Source organism: Stutzerimonas stutzeri RCH2 (assembly GCF_000327065.1).
GTDB classification, from domain to species: domain Bacteria; phylum Pseudomonadota; class Gammaproteobacteria; order Pseudomonadales; family Pseudomonadaceae; genus Stutzerimonas; species Stutzerimonas stutzeri_AE.
Genome location: NC_019936.1, coordinates 918,586 through 940,590, shown reverse-complemented (window position 1 = coordinate 940,590; position 22,005 = coordinate 918,586). Strand labels below are relative to the sequence as shown.

The 22,005-nt window shown below is 65.9% G+C and carries 17 protein-coding genes; 5 read left to right on the top strand and 12 right to left on the bottom strand.

Annotated elements, in window-relative coordinates; genetic code table 11:
* Window positions 1-19: 19 nt before the first annotated feature.
* From malG to malE, 3 genes are all read right to left on the bottom strand, one after another.
* Window positions 20-910, bottom strand: a complete 891-nt coding sequence (gene malG / locus PSEST_RS04240) for a maltose ABC transporter permease MalG (RefSeq protein ID WP_015275801.1) — start codon at window positions 908-910, stop codon at window positions 20-22.
* Between the two features lie 11 nt (window positions 911-921).
* A complete protein-coding gene (gene malF / locus PSEST_RS04235; RefSeq protein WP_015275800.1) occupies window positions 922-2,487 on the bottom strand; it encodes a maltose ABC transporter permease MalF in 1,566 nt (521 codons plus the stop codon).
* Window positions 2,488-2,554: 67 nt separating this feature from the next.
* Entirely contained in the window at window positions 2,555-3,742 is a 1,188-nt protein-coding gene (malE, locus tag PSEST_RS04230; protein WP_015275799.1) for a maltose/maltodextrin ABC transporter substrate-binding protein MalE, read from the bottom strand.
* 252 nt (window positions 3,743-3,994) lie between these two features.
* On the opposite strand from malE, the gene PSEST_RS04225 reads away from it, so the two are divergent.
* Both PSEST_RS04225 and PSEST_RS04220 read left to right on the top strand, forming a co-directional pair.
* Complete coding sequence (locus tag PSEST_RS04225; RefSeq protein ID WP_015275798.1) at window positions 3,995-6,067, top strand: alpha-amylase; 2,073 nt, start codon at window positions 3,995-3,997, stop codon at window positions 6,065-6,067.
* Complete coding sequence (locus tag PSEST_RS04220; protein ID WP_015275797.1) at window positions 6,064-7,179, top strand: hypothetical protein; 1,116 nt, start codon at window positions 6,064-6,066, stop codon at window positions 7,177-7,179. Before PSEST_RS04225 ends, PSEST_RS04220 begins: the two co-directional genes overlap by 4 nt.
* A gap of 160 nt (window positions 7,180-7,339) precedes the next feature.
* Here the strand turns inward: PSEST_RS04220 and mta are convergent, their stop codons facing one another.
* Window positions 7,340-8,986: a glucan 1,4-alpha-maltotetraohydrolase gene (mta, locus tag PSEST_RS04215; protein WP_015275796.1), complete on the bottom strand. Its 1,647-nt coding sequence runs from the start codon at window positions 8,984-8,986 to the stop codon at window positions 7,340-7,342.
* A 387-nt stretch (window positions 8,987-9,373) separates the two neighbouring features.
* Here mta and PSEST_RS04210 point away from each other — a divergent pair, with 387 nt between their 5' ends.
* Both PSEST_RS04210 and PSEST_RS04205 read left to right on the top strand, forming a co-directional pair.
* Window positions 9,374-10,666 carry a maltoporin gene (locus tag PSEST_RS04210; protein ID WP_015275795.1) on the top strand — a complete coding sequence of 431 codons (1,293 nt, stop codon included), beginning with the start codon at window positions 9,374-9,376 and terminating at the stop codon, window positions 10,664-10,666.
* Window positions 10,667-10,788: 122 nt separating this feature from the next.
* Window positions 10,789-11,712, top strand: a complete 924-nt coding sequence (locus tag PSEST_RS04205) for a MalM family protein (RefSeq protein WP_015275794.1) — start codon at window positions 10,789-10,791, stop codon at window positions 11,710-11,712.
* A 251-nt stretch (window positions 11,713-11,963) separates the two neighbouring features.
* On the opposite strand, the gene sugE is transcribed toward PSEST_RS04205, so the two are convergent.
* From sugE to zwf, 6 genes are all read right to left on the bottom strand, one after another.
* Window positions 11,964-12,284 (bottom strand): quaternary ammonium compound efflux SMR transporter SugE, encoded by a 321-nt coding sequence (gene sugE, locus PSEST_RS04200; protein WP_015275793.1) that lies wholly within the window; start codon window positions 12,282-12,284, stop codon window positions 11,964-11,966.
* 275 nt (window positions 12,285-12,559) lie between these two features.
* Window positions 12,560-13,423, bottom strand: a complete 864-nt coding sequence (locus tag PSEST_RS04195; protein ID WP_015275792.1) for an aldo/keto reductase — start codon at window positions 13,421-13,423, stop codon at window positions 12,560-12,562.
* Between the two features lie 12 nt (window positions 13,424-13,435).
* Complete coding sequence (locus PSEST_RS04190) at window positions 13,436-15,064, bottom strand: NADP-dependent glyceraldehyde-3-phosphate dehydrogenase (protein WP_015275791.1); 1,629 nt, start codon at window positions 15,062-15,064, stop codon at window positions 13,436-13,438.
* A 70-nt stretch (window positions 15,065-15,134) separates the two neighbouring features.
* Window positions 15,135-15,872, bottom strand: coding sequence for a bifunctional 4-hydroxy-2-oxoglutarate aldolase/2-dehydro-3-deoxy-phosphogluconate aldolase (locus tag PSEST_RS04185; protein WP_015275790.1), 738 nt, complete (start codon window positions 15,870-15,872; stop codon window positions 15,135-15,137).
* A gap of 18 nt (window positions 15,873-15,890) precedes the next feature.
* On the bottom strand, window positions 15,891-16,604 hold the full coding sequence (gene pgl, locus PSEST_RS04180; RefSeq protein WP_015275789.1) for a 6-phosphogluconolactonase: 714 nt from the start codon (window positions 16,602-16,604) through the stop codon (window positions 15,891-15,893).
* Window positions 16,591-18,060 (bottom strand): glucose-6-phosphate dehydrogenase, encoded by a 1,470-nt coding sequence (gene zwf, locus PSEST_RS04175; protein ID WP_015275788.1) that lies wholly within the window; start codon window positions 18,058-18,060, stop codon window positions 16,591-16,593. The genes pgl and zwf overlap by 14 nt, the downstream gene beginning before the upstream one ends.
* Before the next feature lie 171 nt (window positions 18,061-18,231).
* Here zwf and PSEST_RS04170 point away from each other — a divergent pair, with 171 nt between their 5' ends.
* The gene (locus PSEST_RS04170; protein ID WP_014820929.1) at window positions 18,232-19,101 is read left to right on the top strand and encodes a MurR/RpiR family transcriptional regulator; all 870 of its coding nucleotides are present in this window, start codon (window positions 18,232-18,234) and stop codon (window positions 19,099-19,101) included.
* A 72-nt stretch (window positions 19,102-19,173) separates the two neighbouring features.
* On the opposite strand, the gene PSEST_RS04165 is transcribed toward PSEST_RS04170, so the two are convergent.
* Entirely contained in the window at window positions 19,174-20,133 is a 960-nt protein-coding gene (locus tag PSEST_RS04165) for a glucokinase (protein WP_015275787.1), read from the bottom strand.
* Entirely contained in the window at window positions 20,130-21,956 is a 1,827-nt protein-coding gene (gene edd / locus PSEST_RS04160) for a phosphogluconate dehydratase (RefSeq protein WP_015275786.1), read from the bottom strand. The genes PSEST_RS04165 and edd overlap by 4 nt, the downstream gene beginning before the upstream one ends.
* Between the last annotated feature and the right edge of the window lie 49 nt (window positions 21,957-22,005).

The following is a 22,005-nucleotide window of genomic DNA, read 5'->3' as shown; positions in this document are numbered from 1 at the left end:
GCGCTGTTTCGCTATGTCCTCAGCCTTTCACGCCACCCGCCGTGAGCCCACCGACGATCCACTTCTGGCAGTAGAGGAACACCGCTGTGATAGGCAAACCGGAGAGCACCGCCGCCGCAGCGAAATCGCCCCACAGATAGTTCTGCGGATAGAGATACTGCTGCGCACCAACCGACAGCGTCAGCTTGTCGACGTCCATCAGCAGCACCGAGGCGATCGGATATTCGGTGACACTGGTGATGAACGCGAGGATGAACACCACCGCCAGGATCGGCACGCTCATCGGCAGCAGGATATGAAAGAACGCCTGCCAGGTGGTCGCACCATCGACAATGGCGGCTTCCTCAAGCGAGGCATCGATGCTTTCGAAATAGCCCTTGATGGTCCAGATATGCAGCGCCATGCCGCCCAGCGAGGCGACGATCACTGCGCCGTGGCTGTTCACCCCCAGCCAGCTGACGTGCTGGCCGAGCTGGTCGAACAATGCGTAGATGGCCACCAGCGAGAGCACCGGCGGGAACATCTGGAAGATCAGCATGCTTTTCAGGATCGGCGCCTTGCCACCGAAGCGCATACGCGCGAAGGCATAGGCGCTGGTGGTCGACAAGAGCAGGATCAGGATCGAGCTGACGAAGGCGATTTTGACCGAGTTCCACAGCCACAGCAGCACCGGGAACGGTGGCTGGGTCACGCTGCCATCCGCGTGGGTGTAGGGAATGCCGAGCGCCAGCGACCAGTGTTCCAGCGTCGGGTTCTCGGGGAACAGGCTGCCGGTGGCGAAGTTGCCTTCGCGGAAAGAGATCGAGATCACCATCAGCAGCGGAAAGAGGATCGCCGCGACAAAGGCGAGCAGTGCCGCATGAGTCGCCCAGAGCCGGTAACGCGCGGATTTCGGTTGCACCATGGCCATTGCCGGTCTCCTTATACCTTCACTTTCGAGAGTTTGAGATTCAGCAGCGCCATGGCACCGACGAGGATGAAGATCATCGTGGCGATGGCCGCGGCCAGGGCGAAGTCCTGTCCGGAATCCTGGAAGGCGATGCGGTAGGTGTAGCTCACCAGCAGGTCCGTGGTGCCGGCCGGCGTGGTCGCGCCGATGATGTCCGGGCCGCCTCGGGTCAGCAGGGTGATGAGTACGAAATTGTTGAAGTTGAAGGCGAAGCAGGCGATCAGCAGCGGCATCAGCGGCTTGATCAGCTGCGGCAGGGTGATGCGCAGCAGGTTGTCCAGCGGGCTTGCGCCATCGATCGCCGACGCCTCGTACTGGTCCCGCGGGATGGCCTGCAGCAGGCCCATGCACAGCAGCAGCATGTACGGGTAGCCGAGCCAGGTGTTGACGATCAGGATCATGGTGCGCGCCAGGCTCGGGTCGCTGAACCAGTCCGGACGGATGCCGAACAACCCTTCCAGCAGAAGGTTGATCTCGCCGAAGTTCTGATTGAACAGCCCGCGGAACACCAGGATGGAAATGAACCCCGGCACCGCATACGGCAGGATCAGCATCAGCCGGTAGAACGCCTTGCCGCGCACCAGCTCCCATTGCAGCAGGCTGGCCAGCACCAGGCCAACGGCGAGGGTGAAGACCACCGTTAGGCCGGCGAAGGCGAAGGTCCAGGCGAAGATCTGCATGAAGGGTTCGCGGATGCTCGGCTCGGTCAGCACCCGGGAAAAGTTGGCGAAGCCGGTGAACACGGTGAAGCCCGGCGGCACCGCCTTGCCCGTTTCGTCGACATAGAAGCCACGCTCCATGTCGGCAGTCAGCCGCGCGCCAGTGCGGGTTTCGACCAGCACACCGGGGCCATCCTGGCGGTACTGCGGTTCGACCGCCGCCACCTCGCGCAAGCCGTACAGCCGCAGCAGGCTGCCATCCGGCGCCTGCATCACCCATTGTTCCAGCACCTTGCGCCGCTGGATCACCTCACGCAGCGCCAACGCTTCGCCGAGGCCTTCGACGCTTTCGGCCGGTAGCAGCGAAAGCGGCGCTTCCGGGTCCGGTTCGCCGGTCAGCGGCGGGCTTACGAACACGCCCAGCTCGCCCTTGTCCACCCGCAGGCGCTCGCCATCAGGACTTTGATGCAGCGTGAAGCGGAAACGCTCGCCGGCCAGGTAGGTCTGGCTCAGGTGATAACGCTCGACCTGGGCCTGGCTGAGCAGGTTGGTGCCGCTGTAGTTGGTAAAGCCGATGCCCACGGTATAGAGCAACGGAAAGATGACGAACACCAGCATCCCCGCTACCGACGGAAAGATGTAGCGCTGGGCGTACATGCGCCGATTGATGAACAGGTAGCTGGCGATCCCGGTGACCACCAGCCCGAGCAGGGCGAAAGCCATCTGCTTCTGAACGTAGAGCGCGACCACCAGATACAGCGACAAGGCGTTGAAGGCCAGCCAAAGCAGCCAGCGCACGCCGGTGGTCAGGAAGCGGGGCAAACCCCAGGATGTCGGGCGGGTCATGGCGGGGCTGGGCAACTCGGCACGGGCATTCACGGGAGAAGAACCTTTCTGAACGGAGCTTAGTCTGCCGGCGCGCCTGTGCAGGCGGCCGGCGACGGGTTCAACGGGTGATGCGCTTGGCGGCATCATCCAGCGCGGCGTCGACATCCTGCCGGCCGGAGGTGATGTTGGTCAGCGCGGCGGCCATGGATGACCAGAACGCACCCATCTCCGGTACGTTGGGCATCGGCTCACCCATCTGCGCGTTCTCGAAGGTCGCCTTGATATGCGGGTTGGCGGACAGCTCTTCCATATAGGCTGTATTGGCCACAGCACCCAGCGGCACATCGGCATTGACGGTCTTCAGGCCCTCGACCTGCAGCAGGTAGTTCTCGAGGAACTCCACGGCCAGGTCCTTGTTCGGGCTGGCCGCGTTGAGCAGCGCCGCGGCGACACCAACGAAGGGCTTGCCCGGCTCGCCATCGATCGCGGGAATCGGCGCCACACCGAAGTCGATGCCGCTCTTCTCGATGTTCGACCAGGCCCAGGGGCCGCTGATCATCATCGCCGAGTCACCCTTGTTGAACGCCGCTTCGGCCACGCTGTAATCCGCGCCCTTGGGCATCACGCCCTTGTCGATCAGATCGCGCAGCACCTGTGCACCAGCCTTGGCGCCGGCGTTGTTCACCCCGGTGGACTTGACGTCGTAGCCGCCATCGGCGTGCTCGAACACGTAGCCGCCCTTGGCCGAAAGCAGCGGCCAGGTGAAGTAGGTGTTGTTGTAGTCCCAGAGGATGGCGCGCTTGCCCTGAGCGGCAAGCTTCTCGTTGAGCGCCATGACGTCATCGAAGGTCTTGGGCGGGGTGTCCACCAGCGCCTTGTTATAGATCAGGCCGATGGTTTCCACGGAGATCGGGTAGCCCCACAGCTTGTTGTCGTAGGTCACCGCCTGCCAGGAGAAGTCAGCGATACCGGATTTGGTGTCTGCGCTGGGGGTTACCGGAGTCAGTAGCCCGCTCTTGGCCCATTCACCGATGCGGTCATGGGCCCAGATAAAGATGTCCGGGCCGTTGCCGGTGGCGGCTGCCTGCTGGAATTTGTCGGTGGCGCTGTCGGGGTGGGCCACTTCGACGGGAATGCCGGTTTCGGCGGTGAACTTCTTGCCGACTTCGGCCAGGCCTTTATAGCCCTTGTCGCCGTTGATCCAGACGACCAGCTTGCCTTCCTCGATCGCCGCCAGCGCCGGTAGCGGCAGACTGAAGGTGGCCGCCAGGCCGACGGTGGCGATACACCAGAATTTCTTGTTCATGCTTCGCTTTCCTCGTGGCTTCTTATTAGTTGTTCCACCTGCTGCCGGCCTGAGGCTCTGGCAGTCGTTCCATCCTCGGCGCGTCCTGTGCCATGTGCATCCTCCTCCCCGAGGGGGCGGAGGGCGTAGAAGCGGGGCGTAGACAGGTCGTCGCAGCGGCACAAAATACGCCATCAGCCTGGCGTTTACGCCTATACCCGGCTGCCAACGCGCGGTCAAATGTAGCGAAAAAGCATAATGGAGCCACATTTGATGCGTGCCCACCGGTTATCCGTCCTGCCGCTGCTGTTCGGCCTCGCCCTGCCCTTGTCCGGCCTCGCCGCCCCCGAGCTGAGCGTTCGCCTGAACGACCAGCCGCTGTCACCGAGCTGGAACGCGCTGGCAGCCGATCGCTACGACGCGGAGCTGGAACTCGAACCCGGTCGGCTGCATCTGGTGATGCCGCAAGCAGGCGTCGAAAACACCGCGCTTGCGCCGTTCCGTCGTCAGCCGCTTGGCAAAGACAGCGCCTACCGCTACGAAGTGCCCGAGGCCGGGCGCTATCGTTTGATCGTCGAGACCGGCACGGCGGCAGCGCTGCGGCTGCTGCCGATCAAGGCTGCCGAGCAGAAGGCGGCGGCACCGGTCTGCCGGGCCTGGGACGGCGGCGCGGTGGAGGTGGCGGTTGGCGATGTGTTCCGCGACGGCCAGACCCTGCGCGATGCGTTATCCGGCGCCACGGCGATCGTGCGCAACGGCCAGGTGACACTGCAACCCGCCGCCGGCAGCGATGGCCTGCTACTGCTCGAAGCCGCTGAACCGGCTGGTGCCGCGCCGTCGCGCAACTGGCGCAACGCGACGGTGTACTTCGTCCTCACCGACCGCTTCGCCAACGGCGACCCGAGCAACGACCGCAGCTATGGCCGCGAGCTGGACGGCGCCGACGAGATCGGCACCTTCCACGGCGGCGACCTCAAGGGGCTGACCGAACGGCTCGACCATATCGCCAGCCTCGGCGTCGATGCGCTGTGGATCAGCGCGCCCTACGAGCAGATCCACGGCTGGGTCGGCGGCGGCGATAGCGGCGACTTCCGCCACTACGGCTACCACGGTTATTACGCGCTGGATTTCACCCAGCTCGACGCCAACATGGGCAGCGAGGATGACCTGCGCACCCTTATCCGCGCCGCCCATGCCCGCGGCATCCGCGTGCTGTTCGATGTGGTGATGAACCATCCTGGCTATTCGACCCTGCAGGACATGCAGCAACAGGGCTTCGGCGCCCTGCGCGACGGCATGGCCGACTACCTGCCCGAGCAGTGGAGCACCTGGCAGCCGGAAGCCCACGAGAACCTGCACGCCTACCACAACCTGGTTGATTACGAGCACCCGAGCTGGGCCGCCTGGTGGGGCCGCGACTGGGTCCGTGCCGGCATCGCCGACTACGACACACCGCCCAGCAGCACGGTCGATCCGCTCAAGGGCTCGCTGGCCTTTCTGCCGGATTTCCGTACCGAATCCGAGGCGGTCGTCGCGCTGCCGGAGTTTCTCGCGCACAAGGCGCAAACCCGCGCCGTCCCGCGTGAGGGTTATCGGGTGCGTGATTACCTGATCGAATGGCTGACGCTCTGGGTTCGGGACTTCGGCGTCGACGGCTTTCGTGTCGACACCGTCAAGCACGTCGAGCCATCGACCTGGGCGGAATTGCGCGCCGCTGCCGAGCGCGCCCGCGCCGACTGGGCTCGTGCCAACCCGGACGACCCCATGACCAGCGAGCCGTTCTGGATGGTCGGCGAGGTGTTTGCCCACGGCCCGCAGGCCAGCGACTACCTGGGTCAAGGCTTCGACGCGCTGATCAACTTCGACTTTCAGGCGCAGACCGTGGCCGCCAGCGACTGCCTCGCCGCCGCCGAACCCAGCTACGCCGACTATGCCCGGCGCCTGGGCGAGACACCCGGGCACAACCTGCTGAGCTATGCCTCGTCCCACGACACCGCGCTGTTCAACCAGCTGGCCAAGGGCGATCTGACCCGCCAGCGCGGCCTCGCCGCCGCCCTGCTGCTGGCGCCCGGCGCGGTGCAGGTCTATTACGGCGACGAAAGCGCCCGCGCCTTCGGCCCCACAGGTTCGGACCCCTATCAGGGCACCCGCAGCCCGATGAACTGGGCCGAGCATGAGCGGCCCGAGATAGCCGCACTGATCGAACACTGGCAGCGGATCGGTCAGTTCCGCGCCCGTCACCCGGCGATCGGCGCGGGTGAGCATCGGCTGCTCTCGGCCGGCCAGCCCTATGCCTTCGCTCGCACACTGGGCGAGGACAAGGTCATCGTGGTGCAGGCCCGATGAGCGCCGCCTCGCTGACCGCAGCGGCACGGCGTCAGGCCCAGCTGGCCTTTCTCGCCAGCGGCACCGAGTTTCGCCTTGGCCGAGCGGAGGATTGCCCGCTGCCACCGGCCGAGCTGGCCGCAGTGACCGGCAACGAGCCCTGGGTGTGCGACTGCCTCGACGACGGGCTGACAGCGCGGGTCTACCGCGTGCAGCTGGATGGCCGCGACTGGGCGCTCAAGGTCGCCCGGCGCCCCTGTCGTGTGCAGAACCCGGACGGCCAGACAAGCTTCCTCAACGAGTTGCAGCGCCGCCGCGACCTGGCCCGGCTGATGCGCGCGCCGCAACAGACCGAGCGCCTGGCCGGCATCGTGCCAACGCAGTACGCCTCGCTGCAGCAGGGCATCGTGCTGTCACCCTGGATCGAAGGCCGGCGCATCGAGCGCTGGGACGAGCGTCAGTTGCTGGAGCTGTTCGACCTGCTGGTCGCCCTGCTGCTGGCCGGCCTGTTCGAGTGGGATCTGGCGCCTGGCAATACGCTGGACGATGGCCGCATTCGCCTGTTCGATTTCGGCTACCTCTACCCCTTCGACCCGCTGCGCCAGTACAACAGCGACGGCCTCGCCTCGCCGGGCTTCCATGCCGCCGAGCGCTTCGAGACGCGCCAGCTGTTCGCCTGCCTGCTACGGTTGGAGCAGGTAAGCGAGACATCGGCACTGGCCGATTTCGAGTTGGAGAAGCGCATCGCGCTGGATGCCTACGAGCGGTTGCAGCGAGAACTCGCCGCCCGCGGTGCCAACCAGAGTGTGCTGGACTGGCTGGCCGTGTTGATGCGTCAGTGGCGCAACGCGCTGGCCGGCGATCTGGGCGGGCTGTACCTGCAGGAGGCCTGGCGCTCGCACTGGCTGGACGTGAAGGACGACCTCAGCGGGCAGAGCTGCACGCCGCTGACCCTGCAGCGCCTGGCCTGGCTCCGTGATAAAGCCACCACCCAACATGCGGAGCTGCTCGCCAGCGGCGCGCTGGCCAACGAACGACACCCCGACCGCGAAGCGTTGCTGAACGACCTGCGCCTGGCGCAAGCACAGGCAGTAGGCTGGCAGCTGGGCGATATGCAGAGCGCCGAAGGGTAGTGAGCTGCGCTGCTGCGACAGCGGTGGACAGTGCGCTAGCCGAGGGGGGCGTTGCCTGACCGAAGCGCTGAAACGCTGGGCTTCAGCCCAGCGCGACGGTGCCAGCAACGAAAAGAGCCCGCCTCAAGATGGCGAGGCGGGCCGCAGATACCGCGTCCGGCTAGAGCCGGCCAACCGTGGTGGCGCCCTCACTGGGCGTCAGGCTGTTGTTCGCCCCGCCCTGCCATTGCCGCACCAGCGTTGCATTGGCCTCATTGCGGATCAGGCATTTCCACTCCACGTTCTGGCCGGCCGGCAGGGAGATGCTGCCCTTCCAGGTCGGGTAGCCGCTGGTGTCGGTCAGGCGCACGGCGGATGCCGGGCTCCAGTTGCCGAGCTGACCGACACTGCCCGCCGCGTAGACGCTGTCGCCGGGTTGCGTCACGCCGTTGTCGCAGCGGAAATTCACCTTGACCAGCGCACCGGGCTCGCCGCCGCCGCTGCCCGTACCGCTGCGCCAGACGCGTACCTGGCCGTTGCTGGCGTTGACCGCCTCGCTGAAGCTGGCGCTGGCGACCTGGCCGGGATTGCTCAGATTGGAATTGAGCGCGACCACCAGGGTCTGCTGGGTGCCGCTGACGGTGGCAACCAGACCGCTGTAGCCGCTGTGGAAGCTGATCGCCGAATCGGCACGCACACCGGCGGTGCGACGCACCTGGATCAGCTGGCGGATGAAGTCGCCGTAGCCCCAGTCGTACATGTGCGACCAGTACACCACCGGCGTGCCGGGGCTGGTGAGGATGTAGGCGTAGGCCTGGCGGATCAGCCCGTCCTGCAGCGCCCAGTGATGCTGACCGCCGTTCTGCCCGGGCGAGTAGCCGGTGTCGTGGTTGTCGACAAAGGTCACCGCCACCTCGCGCCAGCGCGGGTCGGGGTTGCCGTTCAGGCCGTTCTTCCAGTCGGCGATCGAGCCATTCTGCATGCGCTCCTTGAGCGCGAAGTCGAACACCGGGCACTTGGCCCGATCGGACCAGTCCTTGATGATCTGCTGCCAGCTGGCGGTATTGCGCCAATCCCAGCTCGGGTATTCGGAGGGGCCTTTCCACAGCTCGCCGACGCAAAAACTGTTGTCGGCACTGTCGGTCATCCAGCTGTTGACCCGCTCCGGTGCGAAGCCGCGCACAAAATCGAAGCGAAAGCCGCCGGCGCCATACTGACTGCGCAGGTTGGCGAATTCGTCGCGGAACATGCCGTAGACCTGCGGATGGCCGGTGTTGAGGTCCGCATCGCCGCCGACGAAGCGATCGCCGTCGTCGCAGTCGTTGGGGTAGTTGCCCGGGTCGGCGCAGTCATTGCGCCAGAAACCCTGACCGGCCGGCAGGTTGATTTCCTTGTTCGGGTAGCCGCGATTCATGTGGTTGGGCACCACGTCGTAAAGCACCTTCACCCCGGCACCGCCGAGCGCGCCGGCGGCCTGGCGCAACTGGGTATCGCTGCCGTAGCGGCCGTTCTTGTTGAAGTCGTGCCAGAAGTAACCTTCGCCGCCGCCGGACTTGCCGCCTTCGCTCCAGCTGGAAAAGTCACGCCAGGGCACCGGCATCCAGATCGCCGAGAAGCCATCGGCAGCGATGGTCGAGGCCTGTTGACGAAGGATGTTGTACCAGTTGTTTGGCGCCTCGCGGACGACATTCCAGTGGAAGCCCTGGAGGATGATTTCGTCGCCGCCGTGGTAGCGCACGGCGTTGGGGCTCTTGCCGGCCTGATCGGCAAGCGCCGGCAGCGGCAGCAGGATTGCCGCCAATGCGGCGGCACGCAGGATGTGGCTCATCGCAATACTCCGGTTCTTGTGCTTTTTCGGGTATCCGACGGCAGGGCCGCCAGACGAGGATGAACGCCGGCCGGGTCTTCGACCGGCACCCGCAGGCTGCCCCTGCAGCCCCCCGTCACCAACCTCCCCCGCCCATCTGCAGGCGGCGTAGTGGCCAGGCCGAAGGCCTCTGGCAATCATCTGCGCCCCTCTCGCCTCATCCCCGCCCCAGGGATTACGCCGTACTCATCCCTGGTACGCCCTCGCCCTGCGCCAACGAAATCCGCTGCTGGGAGGATGCTACCCCCGGCCCATTCCCCGAGGCTTCTGCCACCGAGCTGCGCCCCTTACGACACGCAGCGAAGGCGTGATCGATTCGGCATTAACAAGAAAAACAAGGACCTCGTCATGAAGCACACCGCGCACCCAAGCTTTGCCCGCAAACCCGCCTGTCTGCTCGCCGCCCTGCTGGTCAGCGGCCCTGCCCTGGCGGTCGATTTCCACGGCTATCTGCGTTCGGGCGTCGGCGCCACCGCCGGTGGCGGCGACCAGGCCTGCTTCCAGGCCGCCGGCGCACCAGCGAAATATCGCCTGGGCAACGAATGCGAAACCTACGCCGAGATCGGCCTTGGCCAGGAGGTGTGGAGCGAAGGCAACCGCAGCTTCTACGTCGACAGCATGATCGCCTACCGCTCCGACCAGGGTAACGACTGGGAAGCCGGCGGCACCGACACCAATGGCGGTGAGAACAACCCCTTCGACGAGGCCGGCACCACCTCCATCCGCCAGTTCAACGTGGTCGGCAAGAACCTCATCCCGAGCCTGCCGGGCGCGGCGATCTGGGCCGGCAAGCGCTACTACAAGCGTCATGACGTGCACATCAACGACTACTACTACTGGGATGTCTCCGGCCCCGGCGCCGGTATCGAGGACATCGACCTGGGCTTCGCCAAGGCCAGCGTGGCGTGGATCCGCAACACCGATGGCGACTGGGTCTACCAGGGCTCGGGCACCGGCACCAACCTGGCCAACGACACCCTCGACTTCCGCCTCGCCGAGATCGACGTCAACCCGGGCGGCAAGCTGGAGATCGGCTACGACTACGGCAAGGCCAACCTCACCGACGAGCAGGAACGCGACCCCGGCTACCAGGACCAGAAAGGCCATCTGGTCACCCTCGAGCACACCCAGAGCGACTGGTTCGGCGGCTACAACAAGCTCGCCCTGCAATACGGCACCGACGGCATCATCGGCAGCAGCGGGCGCAACAACACCGGTAACAGCGACGGCAAGATGTTCCGCCTGGTCAACCAGGGCGTGGTCGGCCTGACCGACAACATCGAGATGATGTACGTGCAGATCTACGAGGACCGCGACTTCGACAACGACTCCGGGCAGACCTGGGCCAGCTTCGGTGTGCGCCCGGTGTACAAGTGGAGCGACGTGATGAGCACCGCGCTGGAGTTCGGCTACGACCGCGTCGATCCGCAGGCCGACGGTGAACGCAGCCGCGACCTGAAGAAGCTCACCCTCGCCCAGCAATGGTCGGCCGGCAACAGCTTCTGGGCGCGCCCGCAGATCCGCGTGTTCGCCACCTATGCCAAGTGGGACGGCGGGCGTTACCAGGCCGCCAGCGAGTCCATCGATGCCGGTGACGACGACGGCATCACCTTCGGCGTGCAGGCCGAAGCCTGGTGGTAAGCCGTAACGTTTAAGTGCCGTCGCGGGCCGACCGCGACGGCGCCCTTTCCGCTCCCACCGTCCAGACGGTGCCTTTGCCCCGACGCTGGCAGGTCGGGGCATTTTTTGTTCGGAGAACCACCATGCATCGCTTGTCCTTCCTTACCGCCGGGCTATTGGCCCTGGCGCTCGCCGGCTGCAGCAGCGAACCGCTGCGCCGGGTCGATGCTCTCACCAGCAGCCCCAAGCCGCTGCAACATCCGATTGAGCAGGCCCGTGATGCGCTGGCCGGCGCACCGACCTGCTGCAGTGGTATCGACCAGTTGCCGTACCAGCCACTCGAAGCCGGTTTCACCGGCGACGTGCTGATCGACACCCAGGCGCCGGCTTACCGCTTCGAGACCGGCAAGAGTTTCTTCCGCGCCTTCGCCCTGCCGGCCGGCGGCCCCTCGTTCGAGATCCGGATCTACAGCCAGGCCGGCAGCAGCGTGCTGGCGCCCAATGCCATGCTCTTGGACAGCCGTATGCGCCCGACGCGGCTGCTCGACGCCGATGACTTCAGCTATGTGCCGCCGACCGGGCTCAAGGGCGACAGCCTCGATGCGCGCATTCGCATCGACCGCTCCCAGCCCGAGCACCCGGGCAACGAGCGCTACCTGATCCTCTACACCAGCGACGCGCAGATGGCCGGACAGACCGTGCTGCAACACCCGGCCAAGGCCTATGCCAAGGCGGCGGGCAACGAGCCGCCGAGCATTCCCGACCCGGTAGCGAAGCACTCGCCAGTAGGCGTGATCCGGCTGGTGATGATCCCCGACAGTGCGGCCGGCTCGACCGCCAAAGGCTACGTACCGGGTTACAGCATCGGCCAGGAAATGGGTAACGAGCTGCCCAGCGCGCCGGCACCGGCCGTGCTGCCAGAAACCTCGGCCTACTACCGCCAGGCAATCGATGCCGCACTGGCGCAGAAGGACCTCGAGCGCGCCCTGCGCCTGGCCGACGAAGCGGCACGAGTGGGTGACACCCAGGCGAAGCAGCACCTGCTGCAACGAATCGAGATTCGCTGAAAAACCGGCAAGCACCGTAGCAGCGGTGGATGGATGAAGCGCCATCCACCCTACGGAGCTCTTGGCGGCACCGTAGGGTGGAAAACTGCGAAGCAGTTTCCGCGGACGCCGGCACGAACGAGGCGCCTTATACCTTGGGAAATCGCAGCGGTGGATGGGTACAGCGTCATCCACCCTACGGGCTCGATTGTTCCGACGCTGCTGAGAGCTACGGTGCCGCCACTGCCCGCAGACACCGGTAGCGGCGCGGTTCAAGCGGTCAGCTTCAACCCCACCAGCCCTGCCAGCAGCAGCACGACACTCACCAGCCGAGCGGGCGAGGCGCTTTCGCCGAAAATGATGATGCCCAGGGCTACAGTACCCAGCGCACCGATGCCGACCCAGATGGCATAGGCGGTACCCACCGGCAGGACCTGCATGGCGCGGGCAAGAAGAAAGAAGCTGCCCGCCATGGCCACAACGGTGAGCACACTGGGCAGCGGGCGGGTGAAGCCTTCGGAAGCCTTGAGGCCAATGGCCCAACCCACTTCCAGGAGGCCGGCAATGGTCAACATGATCCAGGCCGAATGCATGACGATGACTCCATCAACTGCAGGGCCGTCCCCGCACGATTCGACATGCCAGCGGGTCGTCCCGCGACGGGCGCGACCCTAGCACAGGGGCGCACCGTTTTGGACCACTCACAGCAGCTGTTGATCGATAGCGTTCCTAATCGGGGTTATGCCGAACCATCGCAGATGCCACGCGGTGGATGGGTGAAGCGTCATCCACCCTACTAGCCACCCCGTAGGGTGGAAAACTGCGAAGCATTTTCCACCTTGGATTGGCGGCAGATGAACACCCAGCCCTACGCCACCTCATGCCCGCGGGCCGCTTCGCTGAGGTAGAACCAGGCGGGACGACCCAGTTCCAGCTCGGCGCCGTGCAGCGCCTCCTCGATCCGTTCCCAGCGCAGGCTGCCGAGGATCGGCAACGGCCGGCCGGGCAGCTGCCGCAGCCAGGCCAGCGCCACCTGATTGGCCGTCGCGCCCCGATCCGTGGCGACTTCATCGAGGGCGCTGCGCAGTCGCTCGCCGAAGCGCCCACCCGCCATGGGCGACCAGGCCAGCACCTGCAGGCCGGCAGCCTGCAACGCATGCAGGCTGCCATCCCATACCCAGTGCTGGGCCTGCAGCGAGAGTTCGATCTGGTTGCAGCGCAGCGGCACGCGCTGCGCCAATGCCTGGCAATGCAACATCCCGGCGTTGGAGAGCCCGACCCAGCCGACCTTGCCGCTGGCGATCAGCTCGTTCAGCGTGTCGGCCACCTCGTCGACCTGCAGCAGCGGGTCCGGGCGATGCAGCAGAAAACCGTCGAGCCGCTCGACACCCAGCCGCGTCAGGCTGCCGTCCGCCGCCTGGCGCAGATAGCGAGCACTGGTGTCGTAGTGCTTGACCCGCCAGCGCGAGCAGTCCTGCCCGGCCGGCACGATATCGGCCTTGCCGATGATCTGCAGTCGCTGGCGCAGCCCCGGTGCCAGGCGCAAGGCCGCGCCGAAGTGCGCCTCGCAATGCCCGCCGGCATAGATGTCGGCGTGGTCGAAACCGTTCAGCCCACGCTCGACGCAGCGTTCGATAAAGCCCAGCAATGCCTGGGGCTCACCCAGCTCGGGGTACTCCAGCAGGCGCATCATGCCCAGCAACAGCGGTTGGTCGAGCACGGGCGAGGCCATGAACAAGCTCCGTCAGAAGATGTAATCGGTGGTCAGGAAGCTCGACTGGCGGTCACGAATGATCCGGTCGACCAGCTGCTTGTTGGCCTCGTTGAAGCGGGTCGCCACCAGAGTGCGGATGGAGAACACGCGCAGGGCGTCATGTACCGACAGCGTGCCCTCGGCGGAATTCTTGCGACCGTTGAACGGGTAGCTGTCCGGCCCGCGCTGGCACTGGGCATTGATGTTGATGCGGCCGACCTGGTTGACGAAGGCATCGACCAGCTCGCCGACCTGCGCCGGGTCGTTGCCGAAGATCGACAGCTGCTGGCCGTAGTCGGAGGCGGTGACGTAGTCGATCACCTCCTGCAGCTCGCGATACGGCACCACCGGCACCAGCGGGCCGAACTGCTCTTCGTGGTAGACGCGCATGGACGAATCCACCGGGCTCAGCACCGCCGGCTGGAAGAAGGTCTGGTGCGACTCGCCGCCACCGGTGTTGATCACCCGCGCGCCCTTGGCCACGGCGTCTTCCAGCACCGCATGCAGGTAATCGGTCTTGCCCGGCTCCGGCAACGGCGTCAGCGCCACGCCCGGCTCCCAGGGCATGCCGGGCTTGAGCGCGTTGACGCGAGCGGCGAAGCGTTCGAGAAAGCCATCGAGCACCGCCTCATGCACGAAGAGAATCTTCAATGCCGTGCAACGCTGGCCATTGAACGACAGCGCGCCAGTCACGGCCTCTTCCACGGCATTGTCGAGATCGACATCCGGCAGAACGATGCCCGGGTTCTTCGCATCCAGCCCCAGCGCAGCACGCAGGCGGTGCGGACGCGGGTGCAGTTTCTTCAGGTCAGCGGCGCCCTTGTGCGTGCCGATAAAGGCGAACACGTCGATCTTGCCGCTGGCCATCAGTGCGCTGACCGTCTCGCGACCGCGACCGTAAATGACGTTGATGACGCCAGCCGGGAAGCTGTCGCGGAAGGCTTCGAGCAACGGACGGATCAGCAGCACACCGAACTTGGCCGGTTTGAACACCACGGTGTTGCCCATGATCAGCGCCGGGATCAGCGTGGTGAAGGTTTCGTTCAGCGGGTAGTTGTACGGCCCCATGCACAGCGCCACGCCCATCGGCACGCGGCGGATCTGGCCGAGGGTGCCCTGCTCAAGCTCGAAACGGCTGGAGCTGCGGTCCAGCTCCTTCAACGCATGGATGGTGTCGACGATGTAGTCGCAGGTGCGATCGAACTCCTTTTCGGAATCCTTGAGGTTCTTGCCGATCTCCCACATCAGCAGCTTGACCACCGCCTCGCGCTGTTCGCGCATGCGCGCCAGGAAGGCCTCGACATGGGCGATGCGCTCGGCCACGCGCATGGTCGGCCAGGCACCGCGGCCATAGTCATAGGCGGCAACGGCGGCGTCCAGCGCACGCAGCGCGGCGTCGGCATCCAGCAGTGGCGTGCTGCCGAGGACCACCTGACGCTCACTGCCATCGGCCTCGCGCAGGAACACCGGGCTGCGAACTTCAGCCAGCGGGCCGTCCCAGTGCATCAACTCGCCATCGACCAGATAGTCGCGCTGCGTCACCGGTGCGTCCGGCCGATAGGCTTCGGGAATCTCATCCAGACGGGGGAAAAGCTCGGAAAGCGGGCGCGCGTTGCTCATGCAACCTCCAGGTAGCGAGAAGATGGTGAAAGAGGCGGCGGACCTTCGCCCGCCGCAGGGGATGGGACTGTTACAGCTCGCGCTGTTCGGCACGCTCGGCGCGCAGGTCGAAGTCGCGCGGCAGTTCGGCTGCCGGTGCACTGTCCAGCGCTTGCAGAGCCTGGCGCGTGGCACTTTCGATGGCGGCCCAGTCGCCGGCACGCACGGCCTTGGCGTCGACCATCCAGGTGCCGCCGACGCACATCACATTGGCCAGACTCAGGTAATCCCGCGCATTGCGCGCATTGACACCGCCAGTCGGGCAGAAGCGGATGTCACCGAACGGCCCGCCCAGTGCCTTGAGTGCTGCCACGCCGCCACAGATCTCGGCGGGGAACAGCTTGAAGCGGCGATAGCCCATGGCGTAGCCGAGCATGATTTCCGAAGCACTGGCGACGCCTGGCAGCAGCGGCAGCGGGCCCTGCAAGGCGGCTTCGAGCAGCGCCGGGGTGCTGCCGGGCGAGACGATGAACTGCGCCCCGGCGGCCTCGGCCTGCTCGAGCATGTTGGCGTCGAGTACGGTGCCGGCGCCGACGATCAGCTCCGGGCGCTGCTCGCGCAGCAGGCGAATGGCGCGCAGGCCCAGCGCCGAACGCAGGGTGATTTCCAGCACGCGCAGGCCACCGGCGGCCAGAGCATCGGCCAGCGGCAGGATGTCCGCCTCACGCTCGATGGTGATTACCGGCAGGATGCGCGCAGCGCTGCACCACTGGTCGATCAGGGCGATCTTGTCGTTCATGGCTTCGGCGCTGGTTTGGATAGATGTCATGGAAAATTCCTTGCGGCCTCAAGGGCACCAGTAGATTTCGAGGGGGCGAGCGAGGAATGCGCGGATCGGCATCGCTTCGTAGGGCTCGCCAGCCAGGGCCTGATTGAGCGTGGCCAGCTTGCCGCGACCGTGCAGGGCGAGCAGCGTCAGGCGGGCGCTGGCCAGCAACGCCAGGCTCATGCTCAAACGCTGGCGCGGCACAGTCGGCGCCTGCATCGGCAGGCAACGCCGCGTACCACGCGGGTCGAGCGCCTGCTGCAGATTCGGGCTGTCCGGGAACAGCGAGGCGGTGTGGCCGTCCTCGCCCATGCCCAGCACCAATACGTCGATCGGCGGCAGCTCGGTCAATACGGCATCGGCGCGTTCGGCGGCCAGTTCGAGGCTTGCCGCGCTCTGGTACAGGCCGACCAGACGTGCCGCAGCGGCCGGACCCTGCAACAGATGGCGACGCAGCAGGCCTTCGTTGCTGTCGGGATGGCTGACCGGCACCCAGCGCTCGTCGGCGAGGCTGACGGTGACCTTGGTCCAATCCAGTTCCTGCTGCGCCAGGCGCTCGAAGAAGGCGATCGGGCTGCGGCCGCCGGAAACCACCAGCGTCGCCGCACCACGCTCGGTGATCGCACCGCGCAGCGCATTGCTCACGGTCAGCGCCAGTTCGCCGGCCAGCTGCTCAGCGTCACCAAGGCTGAAACCCAGGGTCTGCACCGGCAGATCGAGATTAGAGATCGTCATACCAACTCCTGCCATCACGGCTGATCAGGGCAATCGAAGCAGCCGGTCCCCAGCTGCCTGCTGCGTAAGGTTTGGGTGGGGCGCCGACGCGCTGCCAGCCGTCGATCAGCTGGTCGCACCACTTCCAGGCGTATTCGATTTCGTCCTTGCGCACGAAGAGGTTCTGGTTGCCCTTCATCACTTCCAGCAACAGCCGCTCGTAGGCGTCGGGGATGCGCGGGCTTTTGTAGGTTTCCGAGAAATTCAGCTGCAGCGGGCCGCTGCGCAGCTGCATGCCCTTGTCCAGGCCCTGGTCCTTGGTCATCACCAGCAGCGAGATGCCCTCCTGCGGCTGCAGGCGGATGATCAGCTTGTTGCCGATCAGCTGGCGCTGCTCCGGGGCAAAGATGTAGTGCGGCGGAGCCTTGAAGTGGATAACGATCTGCGACAGCTTCTGCGGCATGCGCTTGCCGGTACGCAGGTAGAACGGCACGCCGGCCCAGCGCCAGTTACAGATTTCCGCCCGCAGCGCGACGAAGGTTTCGGTGTCGCTCTGGGTGTTGGAGTTTTCTTCCTCCAGATAGCCCGGTACGTGGCGGCCGAGGATGCTGCCGGCGACGTACTGGCCGCGCACCAGCTGCTGACCAAGATGCTCCGGTGCAATCGGCGCCAGCGCCTTGAGCACCTTGACCTTCTCGTCGCGGATGCTGTCGGCCGAGAGGTCGCTGGGCGGGTCCATGGCGATCAGGCAGAGCAGCTGCAACAGGTGGTTCTGGATCATGTCGCGCAGCTGGCCGGCCTGGTCGAAGTAGCCCCAGCGGCCTTCGATGCCGACGGTTTCGGCAACGGTGATCTCCACGTGGGAGATGTGATTCTGGTTCCACTGGGTTTCGAACAGGCTGTTGGCGAAACGCAGGGCGATCAGGTTCTGCACCGTGTCCTTGCCCAGGTAATGGTCGATGCGATAGGTGCGGTCTTCCGGGAAGAAGCGCGCCACCGCGTCGTTCACTTCGCGGGACGACTCCAGGTCGTGGCCGATGGGCTTTTCCAGCACTACGCGGGTGCGCTCGGCCAGGCCCGCCTCGGCCAACCCGGCGCAGATCGCACCGTAGACAGATGCCGGCGTGGCAAAGAAGGCGACGATGCTATCCGCGTTGCCGGCCTTGTCCGCCAACGCGGCGAAGTCCTCGGCGCGGCGGAAATCCATGCTCAGATAGTCCAGGCGCGCCATGAAGCGCTGCAGCACGGCTTCATCGAGGTCGCGTTCGCCGACGTGGCGGCGCAGATGCTCTTCGATCATCGCCAGATGGCTTGCCGGCTCGCCGCTCTCACGCGCCAGCGCGAGCAGGCGGGTTTCGGTTGGCAGCAGACCGGCGCGATCGAGCTGATAGAGCGCGGGAAACAGCTTGCGCAGGGCCAGATCACCGAGGGCGCCGAACAGCGCCAGGGTGCAGGGTTCGACAGATAGTGGCGTCATGATGTTTGTTCTTCTACTAAAACTGCACTATGAATACACGGCGATGCCTGGTTATTCAAGTTCAATGTAGTAATAAAAACAACATTTAGCGCAAATTTAGATACCTGTGGCCGCTCCGCACCGCCCTCAGTAGGATAGGCCACCCCATTGGCAAGCCGCATCAGGACCGACATGGACCGCGTACACAACCTGCTCGAGCAGATCCAGCGCCGCATCGAAGACCTCAACAAGGCCGAGCGCAAGGTCGCCGAGGTGATCCTGCGCAATCCGCAGCAGGCGACCCGTTTCAGCATCGCCACCCTGGCGCAGACCGCGCAGGTCAGCGAGCCGACAGTGAATCGCTTTTGCCGCTCGTTCGGCGTCAGCGGTTATCCGGAACTGAAGATGCAGCTCGCGCAAAGCCTGGCCAGCGGCGCCGCCTACGTCAGCCAGGCGGTGGAGCCCGACGACGGCCCAGCGGAATACACGCGCAAGATTTTCGGCTCCGCCATCGCCTCGCTGGACAGCGCCTGCCAGAGCCTCGACCCGCAATTGGTCAGCCGCGCTGTCGATTTGATGATCCAGGCGCGGCAGATCCACTTCTTCGGCCTCGGCGCCTCGGCCTCGGTGGCGCTGGATGCGCAGCACAAGTTCTTCCGCTTCAACCTGGCAGTGACCGCGCATTCGGACGTGCTGATGCAGCGCATGCTGGCCTCGGTGGCGCATACCGGCGAGCTGTTCGTGATCATTTCCTACACCGGCCGCACCCGCGAATTGGTAGAGGTGGCACGAATCGCGCGACAGAACGGCGCCTCGGTACTCGGCCTGACCGCCGCCGGCTCGCCGCTGGCGCAGGCCAGCACGCTGAGCCTGAACATCCCGCTGCCCGAGGACACCGACATCTACATGCCGATGACCTCGCGCATCATTCAGCTCACCGTGCTCGACGTGCTCGCCACCGGCATGACCCTGCGCCGCGGCGTGGATTTCCAGCCGCACCTGCGCAAGGTAAAGGAAAGCCTCAATGCCAGCCGTTATCCGGCGGACGAAGAGCCGAGCTGAGGCAACCGCGCCGGCATGAGAAGGGGATGTTGCTATAACAACATCCCGCCCTCCACACCCGAAAGCGCCAGATCAGCGCGCCAGCGCCTGCTCCAGCGCCACACCGGCGCCCTCAAGCCCTGGAAACTCAGCAGTTACCAGCCACACCGGCACATCGCCGAGATAGCGACTCATGCAGCCCTTGCTGGTAAAGCCGCGAGCGAAACCACTGGCCGCGAAGAAATCGGCGAAACGCGGCACCACACCACCGACGATATACACCCCACCGCGCGCGCCGAGCGTGAGCACGTTGTTGCCGGCGACCCGGCCGAGCCACACGCAGAACTGCTCCAGGGTCGCCACCGCGACATGATCGCCAGCCAGCGCAGCCGCGGTGACTTCAGCCGGCGACGCCAGTCGCGGCGCCAAACCGGCCACGGTGCAGACCGTACGATAGAGCAGCAACAGGCCACCGCCACTGAGCACGTCCTCGGCGCGCACATGGCCAAGCTGAGCGAACAGCATCTGCCACAGCGCCGCCTCGTGCGCATCCGCCACGGGCAGGTCGACATGCCCACCCTCCCCCGGCAATGCACGCCAGCTGCCACCCCCCAAGGGTAGCAACCCGGCAACGCCAAGCCCGGTGCCCGGCCCGATGACCAGTGCCGGCGCATCGGGCTCGGCCTCGCCAGCGCAGATCATGCGGCGCCCCGCTTCGCCTACACGCGTCATACCCAGCGCCATCGCGGCGAAGTCATTGATCAGCAACAGCTCGCCCATCTGCAGGGCGCCGCAGAAGTCGCTTCGCGTCAGCCGCCAGTGATTGTTGGTGAAAGTGAACTGCTCGCCTTTGACCGGCCCGGCGCAGGCCAGACAGGCTGCCTCGACGCTGCCCGGCGCCAGGCCGAGGGATGCCAGGTAATACTCAACCGCCATTTCGGGCGTGGCGAAATCCGCCGCCGCCAGAACCCGTACCGACTCCAGCCGCGAGTCGCGCCACAGCGCGAAGCGCGCATTGGTGCCGCCGATATCGCCGACCAGCGCCAGCCTCATCGCAGCGCCTCCAGCCCAGCAGTGAACACGCTGGCGCCCTGCTCGGCGGAGCTGAACGCCGAGCGCATAAAGCCAAACAGCTCGCGCCCGCAACCCTGCACGCTCGCAGCCGGCGCAGCAACAGGCGATCGGCCGGCCAGCTCGGCGGCATCGACCAGCACCTCGAGCACGCCGGCCTGCCCATCCACGCGCAGCAGATCGCCGTCACGCACACGCGCCAGCGGGCCGCCATCGATTGCCTCGGGACATACATGGATCGCCGCCGGCACCTTGCCCGACGCACCGGACATGCGCCCGTCGGTGACCAGCGCGACCTTGAAACCGCGGTCCTGCAACAGACCAAGATAAGGCGTCAGCTTGTGCAACTCGGGCATGCCGTTGGCGCGCGGCCCCTGGAAGCGCACCACCGCAACGACATCGCGCTCCAGCTCGCCCGCCTTGAATGCCTCGACCAACTCCAGTTGATCGGCGAAGACCCGCGCCGGAGCCTCCACGACGCGGTGCTCGGGCGCCACGGCAGACACCTTCATCACGCCGCGGCCGAGATTGCCGCTCATCACCCGCAGACCGCCCTCGGCAGAGAACGGCCGCGCAACCGGCCGCAGGAGGCTTTCGTCCAGGCTCGCCGCAGCGCCTTCACGCCAGGTCAATCGACCGCCTTCGAGGAAGGGCTCCTGGGTATAGCGACTGAGGCCACGCCCCATCACGGTATGCACATCTTCATGCAGCAGGCCGGCCGCGAGCAGCTCGCGCACCAGCACCGCCACACCGCCCGCAGCATGGAAATGATTGATGTCGGCCGGGCCGTTGGGATAGACCCGCGCCAGCGTCGGCACCACCGCGGAGAGGTCGGCCATATCCTGCCAGGTCAGCTGGATGCCCGCCGCCTGGGCGATTGCCGGCATGTGCAGGGTGTGGTTGGTCGAACCGCCGGTGGCATGCAGCGCGACGATGGCGTTGACCAGCACGCGCTCGTCGACCAGTTCACCCAGCGGCGTGAAGCAGCCGCCCTGTGGCGTCAGTCGAGTGACCTGGCGCGCGGCCTCGGCAGTCAGCGCATCGCGCAGTGGCGTGCCCGGGTTGACGAAGGACGAGCCCGGCAGATGCAGGCCCATCACTTCCATCAGCATCTGATTGGTGTTGGCGGTGCCGTAGAAGGTGCAAGTGCCAGGGCTGTGATAGGCCTGCATTTCCGCCGCCAGCAGCTCGTCGCGACTGGCCTTGCCTTCGGCATAGCGCTGGCGCACCGCGGCCTTGTCCTTGTTGGCCAGACCGGACGGCATCGGCCCGGCCGGCACGAACACGGCGGGCAGATGACCGAAGCGCAGCGCGCCGATCAGCAACCCGGGAACGATCTTGTCGCAGATGCCGAGCAGCAGCGCCGCATCGAACAGGTTGTGCGACAGCGCCACCGCGGTGCTCATGGCGATCACCTCGCGACTGGCAATGGCCAGCTCCATGCCCGGCTCGCCCTGGGTGACGCCGTCACACATCGCCGGCACGCCGCCCGCCACTTGCCCCACCGAGCCGACATCGCGCAGCGCCTGGCGCAGGCGTTCAGGGTAACCCTCGTAGGGCTGATGCGCCGAGAGCATGTCGTTGTAGGCGGTGACGATTGCGACGTTGGCCGCGTCCGGCAGGCGCAGGCGCTGCTTGTCCTGGGTGCCGCATCCGGCAACGCCATGGGCGAAGTTCGCGCATTGCGCCCCGTTGCGTGCAGGGCCAGCGCTGGCAGCGCCACGAATCATGGCGAGATAGGCCTCGCGCGTCGGCCGGCTGCGCTGGATCAGGCGCTCAGTGACTTCGACGACTACGGGATGCATGAAACCTCCTATTTGTAGTTTTTTATAAACAATAGGTCGGAATCATAAC